Below are 17309 nucleotides of genomic sequence, written 5' to 3' on the forward strand. Positions count from 1 at the left end.
AATTATTTTTTAATTATGAGTATTTTTATAGTTCAAAAAATCTTTATAATCCCTAAGATAGTCATCTTCTTCATAAATATCAGAAGCTAGCACCATACAGATTGAGCCTCCTGAAAAATTCACTAACTCTGCCCATATTCCAGGAGGAACGTGAAGTGCTGTATTTGGTTGATTTAAATAAAATGTTCTTTTCATTTTCCCATCATCAACTATAACATCAAAGCTACCAGTGGACGCCAAAATCACCTGATGCAAAGAAATATGTGCATGTTGCCCTCTCGATACACCACTTGGAATATCATACAGATAAAAAATCCTTTTAATTTCAAATGGCACTTCCTGTAAATTATTTACAGCGGTTATTCTCCCATTAAAATTATTGATTTTCTTTAGATCAAGGACAGAACAATCAAAAATAGTACTAGTTTTCATAATGCAGATGTTTGAATTCTTCAAAATCTCTAATATAATCATTGGAGTCAAACAATGCACTTGACAAGTGTAATCCATGTGAATTAGTAGAAAAGTTCTCCATATGTCTCCATGTCATAGGCGGTATGTATAGACCAAAAAAAGACCTATTCAAGGAATACTTTTCAAAAGATCCATCAGGCAAGGTGATGATTACATCAAAGCTACCGCTCAATGCAATAATTACTTCATGCTGGAGTTTATATGCATGTCCCCCTCTAATTTCACCACCAGGTACATCATAAGTCCAAAATACCCTATTGATTTCAAATGGTATCTGATTAGGAGCCTGTAAAAAAGTGAGATTGCCTCGAGGGTCAAGAATTTTGGGAAACTTTAATAATTCAACTTTTGGATAATTCATAAACATTTTCCTTGAAAGAAATCTGATACGGAATATCAGGTCTAATGATGCCGGGAAGAATGGAACTATTAAAACCTAATGCTTCATTCAAAACTTCAAACCCAATAATGTCATTTACTCTAAATAACAAATACTTTTGATTTTCGCCAAACAATAAATTGAATTTATACTGACCTGCATTTAACAAATTAGCAGGTAAGGTCCCTTTAAGGATGTAGAAACCTTCTTTACTATCTTTTTCCTGACTAATTATCGCAGCATGGTGGAATACTTTAACTTCTTCCAAGTTGACTAATTCAAAAGTTACATCCAAATTAATATTTGGTGTATTGTTCCAAAAAACTAATTCAAATTCCACTCCAGAAGAGATTGATAATAAGTCTCCTGACATTGGCCTTACAGAAAAATCACAGATTTTTATAATTTCATTTCCGATAATAGCCGGATCATCTATTGAGAAATTAACAGAAGAATTGAGCGTCGATTGGTGCTGATAATAACTAATTGCGCTATCGACTGACCCGTAATAGCCAAAAGTACCATTTTGTAAAACCAACCCATTTTGACATAGACTTCTAACAGAAGCCATATTATGACTAACAAACAAGACAGTTCTACCTTCTTTTTTGCTAACATCATCCATTTTCCCAATACACTTTCTCTGAAACTCCGCATCACCTACAGCCAAGACTTCATCAATAATTAAAATCTCTGATTCTAGATGGGCTGCTACAGCAAATGCCAAACGCACATACATACCACTACTGTATCTTTTTACAGGAGTATCAACATATTGATCTACGCCAGCAAAACTAACTATTTCATCAAATTTAGATTTGATCTCACTTTTGGTCATCCCTAGGATAGCTCCATTTAAAAAGATGTTCTCCCTTCCTGTTAAGTCTGGGTGAAAACCGGTACCAACTTCTAATAAAGACGCAATTCTTCCCTTAACTTTAATATGGCCTTGAGTAGGTAAAGTCACTCTAGATAAAATTTTAAGCAAAGTACTTTTACCTGAACCATTTCTTCCAATGATTCCAAGAACGTCACCTTGATTCAAACTAAAATTAATATCTCTTAATGCCCAGACAAATTGATCATCCGTTTTTACAGTCCTGTCATTTGTAACACCCACTTTTTGAAATGGATCCTCTTTACCTCTAACCTTAGCCCACCACCGAGTAACATCGTGAGTCAATGTTCCTGTACCTATCTCGCCGAGCCTATATAGCTTAGATAAATTATTTACCTCAATTGCTTGGTTCATCTTATACAGTGTCTATAAATGATTTTTCAACCTTATTAAAAATCATAGCTCCCAAAATCAATAAGCTAATAGTAAATAGCAAACTGTAAGTAAGCCAAAAATAACTCACTAAGCCTGAACCCAAATACGCATATTTGAAAAATTCAATAATGCTAGTCAAAGGGTTAAGCCATAAAAGTAATTGGTAATTTTCTGATATAGAATTCAAAGGATAAATTACAGGAGTAGCATACATTAATAATTGTACACCAAATGTAATTAAAAACGTTAAATCCCTGTACTTAACTGTAAGTGAGCTGGAAATCAAACCAAAGCCAAGTCCCAGTCCCCCCATCATCAATACAAGAATAGGCGTGAAAAGCATAAAATAATTTGGATGAACATCTTTTCCCAAAAGAACATAGATAACCAAAACAACAAGAAAAAGACCCAATTGAATAAAAAACTTTGCTAAATTGGATAAAACCTTACTTAATGGTAACACCAATCTCGGAAAATACACTTTTCCAAAAATCTGAGCATTATCTATAAATGTTTTTGATGTTTGAGTGAATGTTTCATTAAAATAATTCCAAATAGTAACGCCAGCAAGATAAAATAAAATTTGAGGCACACCATCAGTGCTGATCCCTGCTAAATTTCCGAAAATCACTGCAAATGTAATTGTAGTTAAAATCGGCTGAATGAAATACCAAATTGGCCCTAAAATGGTTTGTTTATATACAGCAATCAAATCTCTTTTTACAAATAAAAAGAGTAAATCCCGATATCTGAAAATTTCTCGTACTCCAATACTTAAAGGACCTCCTGATGGCTCAATAATAAAATCCCATTGAGATTCTTTTGTTGTTTTATTTAACATATACTAATTCAAATACCAAAATATTATTTTTTAAGCAGGTGCAAAGGTAACGTAATTACAGATATCATTAAAGGATAAAAGCAAAACATTCCTCTTTAGCACAGAAAATCGTCACTCATGTACCCTAAATAGAATTAAGTCAATGAATTCGGGCTGACATGCAAATCAAAGCTTATCTAAAAAAGCATTAATAGTTTGATCCGTTGCATTATTCACGTAATCAATAAGGCGAAGACCACATGAACTTTTTTCTGACAGATCATAACCCAACTCATATACATGTTTTAAATAGTCAAGATCGTTTCTATCAATTGCACTTTTAATCTCATCGTACACATCATGGTACAGCTCAATATCAAAGTCAATGGTAGCATATCTGCAAGAAAACTCTGTCTGTTCAATTAAAACCCCTGATTTTTTAGAAGATTTAATTTGAGTTATTTTAGCGAAAGCAATTTTTTTACCATCTACGCTTAAAAGCTGATAAGGTCGAAATGAAAATGCTCTTACTTGATTAAAAACCTGAAATGCAGATTGCTGGAAATTTATCTGAACATTTGAAAAATCAATATCTTTTTTAGAGTAATAAGTAGAATTTATACTGCTTTGGATTTTCGTGGTATAATCATTGTTCAAAATTTTATCAAAGTTTTTTTCGAATAACTTAAAACTATGATTCAAATACAACAAATAAAGATTGTATGCATTGCAATTTAGGGGAATTTCAAAGTTTATTTGATCAATAATATCTCCTGTATCTATACCTGGATCGATCATGTGCAATGTTACACCAGAGTACGTTTTTCCATGTAAAATAGGAAGGCATGAAGTGTACATTCCTTTGTATTCAGGTAGTGACGAAAAATGTATATTGTATAATTTTTTACTTGAAAATTTAGATGGCTTTATCAATTTATCATACTCAAGAGAAAAGAATATCAGATCTTCCCATTCATAAATTTCTTCTAATTTCACTACACGAATATTATTCTCCTTGGCAAAACCTAATAAAGAAGGTTGCCAAGTATCTACACCAAAATCTGTAGCATTAGTTGCTATAAACAAATTAGCAGCATCAAATCCTCTGTCTAATATAAATTTTGAAGCAGAAACAGCAATAGAATTCTTTCCAGCAATTACAATCCTCATGAATTTTGAAACTATTTGGTTGAAGAATCATCATAATAACCATACCCATAGCTATTGCCATAGCCATAGCCTGATCTTCTACCATCTACTCCGTTATAAATTGCATATAAATTATTAATGCTATTCTTAGCTTTAAGTGAATTCAATGCATCTATAAAACCTCTTTCTGAATAGTTTTGCCTAAATACAAATAAGGATAGGTCAACAAAAGAAATCAATCCTAGTGTTTCACTTACTAAGCCTACAGGCGGAGTATCTAATATTACCACATCGTACACTCCCTTCAGTTCTTCAATAAGCTTTCCAAAATTTGCAGAATACAATAGTTCAGCTGGATTTGGGGGAATAGGTCCAGATAATAGAATATCTAAGTTTTCATAGCCTGATGGGTTAACCATAGAATCCCATTCACTCACTTGACCACTAAGATAAGTCGATAATCCTTGACTATTTTCTAATTTAAAGTCATCAAAAATTCTTGGCTTACGCATATCACAACCTACCAAAATCGTCTTTTTACCTGTAAGTGCATATACGGAGGCAAGATTAATCGAACAAAACGTTTTCCCTTCTCCCGACACAGATGAGGTTACCATTATGACAACTTTTTCATCAGCAGGATGCAAAAATCTGATATTGGCTCTCAAAGTTCTAAAACCTTCTGCTATGCCACTTTTACTTTGCTCAAAAACAACAAGGTTATTTGGTTTTTGATTTTTCATTATACTTGTAAGTACCGGGATTTTTAAATGCTGCTCAAGATATTCAAGTTCTTCTATCTTTGTTTTAAAAATTTGAATAAGAATTACCAATCCTACTGGTAACATAAAACCCACCAAACTAAATAAAATAATCGTACGCCTTAACTGAGGCTTAATTTGCTGTACAAATGATGCTGGTTCAATGATTTTATTATCAGCTTTGTTAGAAGCCTTAGAAATAGCTGATTCAGCTCTTTTTTGCATCAAAAAGTTGTAAATATTTTCTGTAAGATCAAACTGTCGCTTAAACCTAATCAAATTTTGCTCTGTTTCAGGGAGATTCCTAAATGATGACTCAATTGCAGCTTTTCTTTCGGTTAGATTCTCTATTACAAATTTAGAACTTTGATCTACATTGATCAAAGACTCCCTTATAGATGAATTGAGTTCTTTAACTTTTCTTTCTATTTCTCTAACTACGGGAGATTGCTCTGTATTTGTAGCTAAAAGCTCTGATTTTTTATTCTGAAGCGTTATGAGACTCGTGATCAATCCATTCAATATAGGATCATCAATCCCCAGACCGGAAGGTACAACGAGTTCTCTGTAATTCTCCCTTACCAAATAATCTTTAAGCTTACTGTAATATTGTCTTTTAAATTGCTCTTGCTGCAACCTTGTTTCATAGTCAAGTAATTGTTCATACACTATTGTACTCTCACTTTGCAAATCATAAATTTTATTAGTCGACCTGAATGCTTGAAGTTGACTTTCGAATAACTTTAAAGAATCTGCAACACCACTGACTTGGGAGTCAATAAAATCTATGGTATTTGAAGATACTTCATTCTTTTCCTCCAACTCTAAATCCATATACTTTTCCATAAGGTGATTAAGAAAAGTAGTCCCTTTTTGATAATTTTGAACATCCATGGATAAGTTCAAAATAGAAGCATTCCTATCTAGCCTATTAACTTGAAGTTTACCTGAATATTCCCAGACAAGTGATTCAGTATCCCTAACTTTTATGTAGATACTACCAGACTCATCAATAGTCGTTTTTGTCACCTTTATTCTATAATTCGATGTCTCAATCCATTCATTAAAAGGATGAAGAGTTGGCTCAGGAATCAAAGTCAGCGGTACAGTAGAACCATTGGGCAAATACTTATAATTTTTTCTTTCATTAAAAGAAAGTTTAAATTGAGAATCATCCGACCATTCAACTTTAACTAACGTATTGATAATCTGTGGAGACTTCCAATCAATCTCAACTAATAATGGGGAATTCGCATATAATTCGTTATAAGTATAAGAGCCTTTCTCATAATATTCTACATTAAAATCTAGTTCATTTAACGTTTTCCTAGTTATTGGTTTAGATTTTATTATGATAATCTCATTCTGAAGTCCTAGATTACTGTTATTTAACATACTCGGACCTTCGAAAATAGAAAAACCAGAACTCCTTTCTTTAACGAAGAAAAGGCCCGAAACTTTGTAAACAGGAGTAGTGAATTTTACAATTAAATACCCTGCTGCTGCAAATAAAAAAACAGATAAGAGTATTAAAGGCCAAATCCTTAAAATTTTGGGAAAAATCGCTCTAAAATCAATCGAACTTTTATCTTTTAGATCAGTATAGTTATCATTCATATTACCTAGAAATAAGCGTAAATATCAAAGCTGTTGTTGTGATAATTGATGTAACAAAGGTCAAAGTTTGCAATAAGTTAGCACCAGCTCCAATTTCTCTGACCTTCAGAGGTTCCGCATACAACACATCATTTGGTTTAATAAAATAAAACTCTGAGTTCAGAATAGTCTTATCATTTAAATTCAATTTGTGTAGTCGAGAACCATCAGGATATTGCCTTAATAAAATAATTTCATCTCTTTTGGCAAGTATTGATAAATCTCCAGCCACTGCGATAGCTTCAAAAATTGTAGCACGGTTCTGAAGAATCACCTGTTTGCCAGGCATGTTAAATTCTCCTAAGGCAGAAAATCTAATACCCCCCAACCTAACACGAACAAAATATTCGTTTTCCTGTACGTAGTATCTAAGCTCCTTTTCAACAATTTCTTTAGATTCCCTCAATGTCTTTCCTAAAAGATTGATCGGCCCCAACAAAGGTAATTCTACATAACCATCATCATCTAATGAATATCCATTAATGAAGAAAATATCTGCTCCATTAGGGCCTCCCATCATGCCAGCGGCATTGACATCACCAATAACTGCATCAAGTAGCAGATTTAATTCAATTGAGGTAGTCTTTAGCTGAATATCAACTATATCATTCGCCTGAAGCCTATACTCAGTTAAACTATATGGGAAAAGTTCAGATGATTCAATTAGTGATGATTCAAGTTCCAAATCCTGAAAATAGATTATCTTCTTATTGGAAACGCAAGAACTAAAGATTAAAATGCAAAAAAAGTAAATGTAAATCGGGTGTAATAGTTTAATAAAGGGCTTCATAGTATACTCATTATAAATAGAATAATTGATGTAAAATTAAACTTAGAGTCTTATTTAAGGGCGAAATAACTTTTGAAAACAAGGCTTACGGAGCGTTACATAATTTCATTTTGAGAAACAAAACGATTAAATTAAGCTGGCCCGAAATTACTAATATCAAGCCATTTAGCAAATAAAAAATTACAGTTCTAATTTTTGAACAAACCTAAAAATAAAGGTTGTAGAGTTAAATTTACTATGTTTAGTTTTTTATTTTAGAAATTAAGTATTGTCCATATTCATTTTTAGCCAAATCCATTGCTAGCTTTTCTAAATCCTTTTTATCAATATATCCCAGATCATATGCAATTTCTTCTAGACAAGCTACTTTGAGACCTTGCCTTTTTTCAATAGCATGAATGAAGTTGGATGCATCAATCATTGATTCATGCGTCCCCGTATCAAGCCAAGCATAACCACGACGCATTAATTCAACTTTAAGATTATTTTGATTTAAATATTCTTGATTTACAGTAGTAATTTCTAATTCACCTCTTTTACTTGGTTTAATTCTTTTGGCAATTTCTACAACAGAATTTGGATAGAAATATAAACCTACCACTGCATAATTACTCTTTGGATTAATGGGTTTTTCCTCTATGTCAGTTGCATTTCCTTCATCATCAAAAGCGACAACACCGTACCTTTCGGGATCTTTTACATAATAGCCAAAAATTGTTGCTAAATCTGAGTTATCAACATTATGTACGGCTCTTCTTAATAATTCGGTCAGACCTTGCCCATAAAAAATATTATCTCCTAAAACCAAACAAACACTATCACTACCAATAAACTCCTCACCAATAATAAAGGCTTGCGCTAAGCCATCAGGACTAGGTTGCTCTGCATACGAAATAGATAAACCTAGATGTGAACCGTCTTCAAATAACTTAATAAAATTAGGTAGATCATGAGGTGTACTTATGATTAATATCTCCCGTATACCTGCAAGCATTAACACAGACAATGGATAATAAATCATTGGCTTGTCATAAATAGCTAATAGCTGCTTGGAAGTACCTTTTGTTATGGGATAAAGCCTCGTTCCAGAACCTCCTGCTAAGATTATTCCTTTCATTGGTTACAAGTTAATTTACATTAAAATAAACATTTAAATTTACCTAAAAAATCCACACGGAACATCCGTTTTAGATACTAAAAAGCTCGCTCAAAAATCCCCTTATTGACAACCTTTGAGCGAACCATTAATTAAAATGACTTTCCAATAGCCTTAACTCTGAATCCAATTTTGGACAAATCTTTATGCGGAAGAATATTCCTCCCATCAAATATTTGAGCTGGTTGAAGCATACTTTGGAATATTTTATCCCAATCATATTCTAAAAACTCATCCCATTCAGTCAATACTGCTACTGCATGAGCAGAATCTACTGCTTCATAAGGATCAGACAATACAGTCACATATTTCCTGTTTTCTTCCGAAGAACGAGTATTTAAATAATCTAAATCAGCATAAATTTTCTCTGCACTAACCTTCGGGTCATATACACAAATTTGTGCTTGTTCACTTATCAGATAATCTGCTACATAAATTGCTGCTGACTCTCGTGTATCATTGGTGTCTTTTTTAAAAGCCCAACCAAAAAACGTAATTTTTTTACCTGATACTGTATTATAAAGAGCTTTGATGATGTTCTTTGCAAATCTGGCTTTTTGATGATCATTCATAATAATGACCTGCTCCCAATAATCCGCCACGGCATGTAAGCCATAGCTTCTTGAGATATAAACCATATTTAAAATATCTTTTTGGAAACAAGAACCTCCAAATCCTACCGAAGCTTTAAGAAATTTTGAACCAATTCTTGAATCTGCACCTATTGCACGTGCCACTTCATTAACATCAGCGCCAGTAACTTCACAAAGCTCAGAAATTGCATTGATAGAAGATACACGTTGCGCTAAAAATGCATTAGCAGTCAGCTTAGATAGCTCAGATGACCAAACATTGGTCGTTAAAATTTTCTCTCTTGGAATCCAATGCGAATAAATATCAACTAAAGCCTGAATGGCTTCTTGACCCTCCGGGCTAGAATCTCCACCAATCAACACTCTATCCGCAAATAACAAATCTTCTATTGCAGTCCCCTCAGCTAAAAACTCAGGATTGGATAGAATTTGAAACTTTAGTCCATTACCCGTATTATCTAAAATATCTTTTACCGCCTGCGCAGTTCTAACTGGAAGGGTGGATTTTTCAACAACAATTTTATCTGTAGTCGAAGCAGCAGCGATCTGACGAGCACATAATTCAACCCATTTTAAATCCGCAGCTTGCCCTTTTCCTTCTCCGTAAGTTTTTGTAGGTGTATTTACTGAGATAAATACCATTTCTGCCTCTTCAATGGCTTTGTTTACATCTGTAGAAAAAAACAAATTTCTACCACGCGCCTCACTAACTACCTTATCCAGCCCAGGTTCATAAACTGGTAACTTATCCAAGTCTTCTCCATTCCAAGCATCTATTCGGGCTTGATTAATGTCCACAACTGTCACTTTGATTTCAGGACACTTTTGCGCAATTACCGCCATCGTAGGCCCACCTACATAGCCAGCACCAATGCAACAAATTTTTGTAATTTTCATATTAAAATGATTATCGTAGTAAATTTTGATAAACTGCTTTTCTTACAAAATTAGGAACAACACGTACAGTTCCCCTTATAAAATAATTTCTAACAAATTCGAACTTATTAATAAACCCTATTTTAAGAAAATACTTCTGAACAGCAATTTCACTTTTGAAATATTCTAGTCCGCCTCTTCGACTGAAGAGTTTATTATCGGCCCTCATGAACAATAAAACTTTCGGAATATTATAAATTTTATAACCAGAGTTTAGTAGCCTACCCCACAGATGATAATCTTGTTGAAATCTGAAATTATCGTAACTACCAACAAAGATAATATCTTCTTTTCTATACATTACTGTCGGATGATTCAATGGACATCTTTTTTTTGCAAAATCAAATAATTCTTCTGAATCTACTGGTAGTTTTCTATAGGTATTTATCTTATCCTTATTTAATGAAAATTCAGCAATCCAAGAGCCTACAGCTGAAATATCCGGGTTTTCTTTTAAAAATTGATACTGAACTTCAAATCTTTTAGGATGACAAATATCATCTGAATCCATTCTCGCAACAATTGATTCGGAGCATGCCTCAAGGCCTTTCTTCAAAGAAAGCCCTAAGCCAAGATTCTTTTCATTTACAATTAACTTAATTGGAAGTCTTTTTTCCCATGTAAGCACTGTACGTTGAAGCTCTGAATTTATTTTCCCATCTTGAATTAGTACAATTTCAGTAGGTTTCAAAGTTTGAACCTCAAGACTTTTAAAGGCTTCGTGGAGATATTCGGGATTATCTTTCCCATAAAAAGACATTAGAACAGAAAATTTACACATAATAAAATATAGCTTTTAACTTGTTAAGTTAAAGCTTGGTTGGTTTGTTATTTTACTAAACGTATCTAATTAATAAAACGATACAAGTTAGTACTTTTTTATTTGATTATATTCTTTTTTGTGTTAATTTGATATACGAAATCAATTTGAAATAGCGCGTTTACTTTGATGTCTGCTTGTGAAAACTCCGCTACAGTTGATAATTGATTTTGATTCCATTGATAATTATTAGTACTAATAAATTGTAGCTTGGAATTCGTTACCAATCTTTCATTCCATCTATTAGCAAAAATAAAGCCAATACTTAAATCTACCCATGGTCGCATCCTAGAATCCTGCCCAAATGCCCGGTAGAAAAAGTCCTGATGGTTTTCCAATCTTTCTAACAAAATACCTCTTTTCTGAATTCCATCGACTAATGCAATTTCTACTGTTTGTGCATTTGAACCAACCCCTACTCCTACTCCCAAAGGCTGTCCATTTTGAACAAATCCTCTAGCTCGCCAATGAGTGTGCCAAGTTATATTCCCACCAAGACCTGGATACCTAACAAACCGATTAACAGATTCTTGCTGATGAACCATTTCAGCTCTTATTTGCAAATCAAAAGGAGAGCTTTCCAATGAAACCAACTTAGTAAATCCCAGTAGATAGGCTCGGGCATGTTCTGGGTTTAATATAAACTCTCTCCAATTAAGTGCATGGTCTCTTCTACCGTATTCAACATATAATTCCGTTTTTGCTGGAACACTAACAAACCTGGCAAAAACTGAAGTTTGTTGATCTCTACCTTCCTCATCTCTTTCAAAACCATAAACAATTTTTTGAAAGGGTTCCAAGACTGGTAAAAAATCAACAAAAGAATTACCCATATCAGATGAATACTGTTGCTGGGATCGATTTATACCTACAAACAATGACTTCGCAAAAAACGGATTAAATGTAATATTCACCGCATTTAGATATCTCCAATCTCCCGTGAAACCCCTGCCTAGACTTGAATTGAGCGAGGGATGTTGAGTTGCAGGCCTCATACTATTCTCAAGTCTTCCAACGATTAATTGACCTTCAAAATTTCCTAAAAAAGTTTTAGCCGGCTTCCTTGTATTAAATGAAACATGAGGAAACCCTTGAGCATTATTACTAAAAATTAATGCATTCCATTGCCCAGGGCCCCACCAAATATTTTCTGTACCTAAACCCAACTCAAACGCACCATAGCCTAATGCAATTTTAGACTGCCCCCACCAAGGAGTTATATTCCAACTATCAGCAAAAAGTTCGGGAAAGTCACCTGTATTCCAATATCTGAATCTCGCTTGATTTACACTGGAAGGAAAATAATCTGGAAATCCATTGAATGATCTATTCTCGGAAAGAAGTACTTCAGGTTGAAATCTAAATCTAAACCATTTATTTCCACCTTCTACTCCACCGGAAACATAGTTTTGAAACCCAACACTTGGAGTCATCATAAAACTCCCCCAACCATACGGCCTGCCAGTAGTATACCTTGTGCTATTCAACAAGGGTAAATAATGAATTTCCGTTTTATTTGTTAAGGGTACACTACTTGTGTCAGGAGAGGTTTCATTCAAATGGATAGGTCTAATACTAAACGAATGAGATCTATCCACAAAACCTTGGAGTTGTTTTCTACGCTCTAATTCCTCCAATAATGGAAACCCAGCAGGAAGAACTGTCTGTGACATTACCATGTTCCCACAACAAAATAACAGCAATGCAATCAAAATGCTTCTCATTAATTTATTTTTGATTATTATTTCGAATGGTATGATTCCCACCTCTGCTATTAGATATAATAACCAAATTCCCCATTTGGTTATTTTTAATTTTAGCTTCATTTGCCCTGTTCAATGTCAAACGATCCTGAATAAAATTATCTCTTATAACTACTCCCTGTATTCTGTGAGAACTCGATTTGGCATTAGTCAACAAAGAAGCAACCCTATTGCTGATAATCTTCACCCCTGTTTCTCCTTCAATATACAAGGAAGCTTTTGATGTATTAAAAGCTTCATTCTTTTCTATAATTAAGTCTTTAAGGATTGCTTTTGTAGAGAACTCTTCAGTTTTTAATCTTCCTAGAGAGGTAGATCTTATACCATATGTATTGAATGAACAAGAATTATTAATCACATGGATATTAATGAGAGGAGCCTGTAAATAAATACCTGCATTGGTTTGATCTTTAGTGTGCTTACAATTATTATCACAGTTATTATCTTTAACGATAATGTTATTTCCTAAATAATTTTCAATAGCTTTAGAGGAATGAAGAAATAAATTATTTGAGTAACTAGCCAATTTTATCCCAGACTTATGATTGAAATTTACAGTATTTTTTTCAATCAAACTGTTATCTCCTTGAAAATAAATCCCATGTTCTCCTGAGTTGAATATACTATTGTGATGAATATGTAAATTTGTTACATTTCTTTGAGCTAAAATTCCATCAGCCCCTGAATGGTTGTTTACATTATTATCAAAGATCCGATTATAAGAAATTTCCGAGCCATTTGAACTTGGTCGTAACAAAAGCCCAGTGATGCAATTAGACACCTCACAATTTGTGACTGTATAATTACCCTCTAGATAGGTCCCAATTCTTCCATTATTGAAAGTGCAAGAAGTTATTTTATTTCTTCTCCCTTTCGGATCAGATAGCCATAAAAACCTATCTGAATAAATTACTCTATTCGCCGTGCTTTTCCTTTCTTTTCTAAAATGGCAATTTTCAACCAAATTATCACTCCCCTTTACTTCTAAAAGTGTCCTAGTATAAGTCTCTTCAAAAAATTCTAAATCCATTAACACATTATGATTTCCAATTATTTTCAACACAAAATTTTGGTTATTCACATCCGGAATAACTTTACAGTCTCCCCAAAAAATTTGGTTGTCGCAGTACAATGTCTCGGATAAAGAGATTGTACCATTTCCCAAATAAATAGCATACTGAAGTTTTTCTTGTCTGTTCAATTCAATAATTCTTTGAATTGTCTCAGTTTTAGCATGCTCATCAATCCAATCCAAATTTATAGAAGTATTGATTATCCTAATTGGGAGACCATTTTGAATTTTATACAATCCGTCAGTAGCACTTTTTTCAAACACTACAGCATAATGATCTTCTGCAACTTTTTTTAATTCAGCGAAGTTCGGTACTTGTTTGACTTTTTCTAGAATCAACTCCGGCCTTGGATAATCAAATGAGGAATCAGCTAAAACTGGGCTGAAATCAAAGAAAGAACTTACTCCAGCTATAGTTGCAACTTTCAAAAACTTCCTTCTATCCATAATTGAGTAAATTAAAAAGGTTTTTCAGTTGAAATCATCAAATATAGGGTCTTCAAGCTAGGTGCTAAAAAAAATGATTTCAATATCCATGGTAAAGCTTTTCTAAAACTAGTATTTCTAATTGCTTTTGCAATTTTAAAATAAAACTTACCCTTCCTCTTTGAAAGATTAATTTCAAACCTTTTAAAATCTTCCAAATATTTATCAAAGATAATATCTGATGCTTTGATTTGGTTAACGCCTGATTTGCTGATTTGACCTTTACTAGTCCCTTTATTTACAGTATAAAAAACGTGGAACCCTTGATCATATCTCACTTTTGAAATTTTACAAATTCTTATCCAAAGATCATAGTCTTGCATCGCTGGAAGAGACTCATCAAAGCAGCCTGCCTGCTCAAAAACTTCTTTTTTGATCGCTACCGAAGATGTAGTTCCAATAAAGTTTTCCATTAAAATTTCCTTATAAGGATTAAAATAATCTTGGCAATGAATTTTGTATTGAACTTTTTTTGGAATACTGTCATAGACGACGTTTTTACCTGAATAAATCAACCCTAGGAACGGATCTTTTTCAAAAAGACTCATTTGAGCATCAATTTTGGAACTAGCCCACCAGTCATCATCATCCAAAAACATCAACACATCAGTTGCCGCCAATTTAGCACCCAAATTCCTTGAAAAATTTGCGCCTCGACTGAATGGATTATGAATGATTTTTATCGTTGGATATTTCTTAATCAAATGATCAAAACCATTATGCTTTTCTCCATCATTAACAACCCATACCTCGTCGGCAACTCTACTTTGACTGTAGACAGAGTCTATAGCCCGAATCAAATCGGATGGTCTATTATAGGTTGGAATAATTACCGCACAAGTTAATTTCATTTCAAGATTTTAAGGATAATGCAAACGCAACAAACGGTATTGTAGCAGTAGCAAAATCATGTGATGTATTCCAGCTCAAAAGAAAATAAAGCCCTAAAGATGAAACACTTAAATAATAGATGTCTCTTTTAATATTTCGCCTGAACTGCTGAAAAGTAAGTCCTAATACTCCCAAAAACAACAAAAGTCCAATGATGCCATAGGCAAGCGTTATTTCCAAAAAGATATTATGAGGATAGTGAATAAGTACATACTCATGCGCATCTGTCCCATAACCAAACGGATTCTGACTAATAGCCTGCACAGCAGGAATCCATAAATCCAATCTACTGTCTTCACCCCCAGATTCAACTAATGCAATAACTCTCGCCAAAGATTTAAACATTTCCAAATTAGCCAGTACATATGATCCAGCGACAAGGCCAATGACACCTCCAGTAACCAATATTTTAGTAGCTACCGCCTTGTTTTTCTTGGTGAAAAATGTTGCAAAAAGAATTATACCAAATGAGAGGAATGGAAAAATAATGGAAGATCGACCTCTCGAGGTAAGAATTACAAACACATTTAAACCAATCAACACAATTAGCACGGTAATTTGTTGCCATGATAATTTTTGAAAAACACGCAACAATAGTAATAATAAAGAACAACCAATAGGCATTCCATATGTAAGATATGTCTGACCTTTATCAAAGTTTAAACGAATCCCAATTGTGAGTTTCCAAACACATAAAACCAGCCCCCAAATAATCATTAAATTGATAAGTAAACGAATATTTACTTTCTCTACAAAAGTGGCAACAGTTAATCCAGCAATAAAAATAAACACATACTTAACAATTTTATCTATCGAAAAGTAACTATATGGGAAAATAAAATATCCTAGAAAAACAAGTGTAATCAACAATAAGAATAACCCCAAAAAGATGCGTTGTCTATTTTCCAACTTTACGGGATCGGTTATATAAAAGTGTAATAAATAAAAACTATAAATAACCATCAAACCTGCATTAAGCATAGCTGATGAATACACTAACTTAATACTTGGCAAAGATAGCGTTGAAAAAATTACAACCGTAAACCAATTATTGGCTTTGTATCTCTCTTGTAAATCTCCCAGAACGTTCAACTAATTTAATTTATAGTTCCATGAATTGAAGAAAAAACTCCAATCTATACTTCAAAAACTCCTCCTTACTAAACTTCCTCAAAACTATGTATCGTTCAGTTTAATCACAATGCCGGAGAGCTATCAAGCGAAGAATCTCCAAAAACTACCTCCTTAAAGTAAATAATAGAAAAGGATAAAATAATGCTTAAAAAAATAACAGCTCCACATATCAATAAGCCATTTGGTTTATACTTTGACCGAGGCATAATCGGTGGTTCAATCACAGAAAATATAGGTGTTTCTTCTTGAACTTTCACCTTTGCTAGTTCCAATTGTTGAATAAGCGTATTATAGAGAGTGCTCGCTTGATTAAACTCAGCAACAAGACGGTCCTCTCTTATTTTATAAACAGAAGATTGAACGTTTAAATTAGCATCTCTGAACATAGCCAATGCTTCTTGGGTCTTAAAAAAATTAGCTCTTGCCTCATCATGTCTTTTTTGAACAAACCCAAGGTTTTGGTTTGCTTTGCCAGCTTTATAATCTATCAGATATGTAATGATAGACTGTGTTGCATTTTCTGCTAATTGTTTAGTCAACTGTTTATCATAAAAACTTACAGAAAAACTAACTAGTCCAAGATTAGGCTTATATGAAATTGAAAATTTCCCTTTTAAATCCCCGAGAGCCTTCGCATCAGAAGCCTGCAAAATGCCCTTTTCTTCAAATATTTCTCTTAATTGCTGATCCGTCATTCCGTGGTTTTTTTTAGAAAATAAACTGGGAAGCTGTACCGTGTAAGCTTTAAGAATCGAAAAAATATCATCTCTTTTATGGTTTAAATAATATTCCCGTAGAGTCAATTCTCCTAGTTCAGTATGATTATAAGAGCTTTCCAACAGTTTAAACAAAAAAGGTGTAGATGCTAAGATTTCATTGTATAGGATCGGATCAATCAGCTCACTTTGAGGCCTTGCTAATCCTCCTCCCATCAAAGCTCCTGCACCTCCTCCTAGTTGCCTTAGCATATTATTGGAATCTTGATTAGTAGACTCAGGAAGTAATTTTACATCAACTTTAAATTCATCCGGAGTTCCGAAATAAAGAACAAGCCCTAATACCGATGCTCCTACGAATGAGTATAAAATCACTTTTTTATACAAAGAAATTAGATTCAATAAATAGTATCCTTTAGAGTTCCTCACAGATGGTTTCA

At 33.5% G+C, this 17309-nt stretch carries 15 protein-coding genes; all 15 read right to left on the reverse strand.

All coding sequences use genetic code 11. The features are described from left to right. Positions 1-9 precede the first annotated feature (9 nt). The gene (locus tag IE080_RS05215) at positions 10-432 is read right to left on the reverse strand and encodes a sugar 3,4-ketoisomerase (RefSeq protein ID WP_189579402.1); all 423 of its coding nucleotides are present in this window, start codon (positions 430-432) and stop codon (positions 10-12) included. Further along, a complete protein-coding gene (locus tag IE080_RS05220; protein WP_189579403.1) occupies positions 422-835 on the reverse strand; it encodes a sugar 3,4-ketoisomerase in 414 nt (137 codons plus the stop codon). The genes IE080_RS05215 and IE080_RS05220 overlap by 11 nt, the downstream gene beginning before the upstream one ends. Beyond that, positions 816-2105 carry an ABC transporter ATP-binding protein gene (locus tag IE080_RS05225; protein ID WP_189579404.1) on the reverse strand — a complete coding sequence of 430 codons (1290 nt, stop codon included), beginning with the start codon at positions 2103-2105 and terminating at the stop codon, positions 816-818. The genes IE080_RS05220 and IE080_RS05225 overlap by 20 nt, the downstream gene beginning before the upstream one ends. 1 nt (position 2106) lies before the next feature. Next, positions 2107-2967 carry an ABC transporter permease gene (locus tag IE080_RS05230; protein WP_189579405.1) on the reverse strand — a complete coding sequence of 287 codons (861 nt, stop codon included), beginning with the start codon at positions 2965-2967 and terminating at the stop codon, positions 2107-2109. 165 nt (positions 2968-3132) lie between these two features. Continuing rightward, the gene (locus IE080_RS05235) at positions 3133-4116 is read right to left on the reverse strand and encodes a formyltransferase family protein (RefSeq protein WP_189579406.1); all 984 of its coding nucleotides are present in this window, start codon (positions 4114-4116) and stop codon (positions 3133-3135) included. 11 nt (positions 4117-4127) lie between these two features. Next, positions 4128-6473, reverse strand: coding sequence for a GumC family protein (locus tag IE080_RS05240; RefSeq protein ID WP_189579407.1), 2346 nt, complete (start codon positions 6471-6473; stop codon positions 4128-4130). 1 nt (position 6474) lies between these two features. Next, positions 6475-7197, reverse strand: a complete 723-nt coding sequence (locus IE080_RS05245; protein WP_229800513.1) for a polysaccharide biosynthesis/export family protein — start codon at positions 7195-7197, stop codon at positions 6475-6477. Positions 7198-7543: 346 nt separating this feature from the next. After that, positions 7544-8419, reverse strand: coding sequence for a glucose-1-phosphate thymidylyltransferase RfbA (gene rfbA, locus IE080_RS05250; RefSeq protein WP_189579409.1), 876 nt, complete (start codon positions 8417-8419; stop codon positions 7544-7546). A 131-nt stretch (positions 8420-8550) separates the two neighbouring features. Then, positions 8551-9948, reverse strand: coding sequence for a nucleotide sugar dehydrogenase (locus IE080_RS05255; RefSeq protein WP_189579410.1), 1398 nt, complete (start codon positions 9946-9948; stop codon positions 8551-8553). 10 nt (positions 9949-9958) lie between these two features. After that, positions 9959-10768, reverse strand: a complete 810-nt coding sequence (locus tag IE080_RS05260) for a glycosyltransferase (RefSeq protein ID WP_189579411.1) — start codon at positions 10766-10768, stop codon at positions 9959-9961. A gap of 98 nt (positions 10769-10866) precedes the next feature. Then, positions 10867-12531 carry a capsule assembly Wzi family protein gene (locus tag IE080_RS05265; protein WP_189579412.1) on the reverse strand — a complete coding sequence of 555 codons (1665 nt, stop codon included), beginning with the start codon at positions 12529-12531 and terminating at the stop codon, positions 10867-10869. A gap of 4 nt (positions 12532-12535) precedes the next feature. After that, positions 12536-14089, reverse strand: coding sequence for a right-handed parallel beta-helix repeat-containing protein (locus IE080_RS05270; protein WP_189579413.1), 1554 nt, complete (start codon positions 14087-14089; stop codon positions 12536-12538). A gap of 11 nt (positions 14090-14100) precedes the next feature. Next, complete coding sequence (locus IE080_RS05275; protein ID WP_189579414.1) at positions 14101-14979, reverse strand: glycosyltransferase family 2 protein; 879 nt, start codon at positions 14977-14979, stop codon at positions 14101-14103. A gap of 1 nt (position 14980) precedes the next feature. Further along, the gene (locus IE080_RS05280) at positions 14981-16111 is read right to left on the reverse strand and encodes an O-antigen ligase family protein (protein WP_189579415.1); all 1131 of its coding nucleotides are present in this window, start codon (positions 16109-16111) and stop codon (positions 14981-14983) included. Positions 16112-16215: 104 nt separating this feature from the next. Further along, positions 16216-17256 carry a hypothetical protein gene (locus IE080_RS05285; RefSeq protein ID WP_189579416.1) on the reverse strand — a complete coding sequence of 347 codons (1041 nt, stop codon included), beginning with the start codon at positions 17254-17256 and terminating at the stop codon, positions 16216-16218. Between the last annotated feature and the right edge of the window lie 53 nt (positions 17257-17309).

This window comes from Mongoliitalea lutea (assembly GCF_014652135.1).
Classification (GTDB): Bacteria; Bacteroidota; Bacteroidia; order Cytophagales; family Cyclobacteriaceae; genus Mongoliitalea; species Mongoliitalea lutea.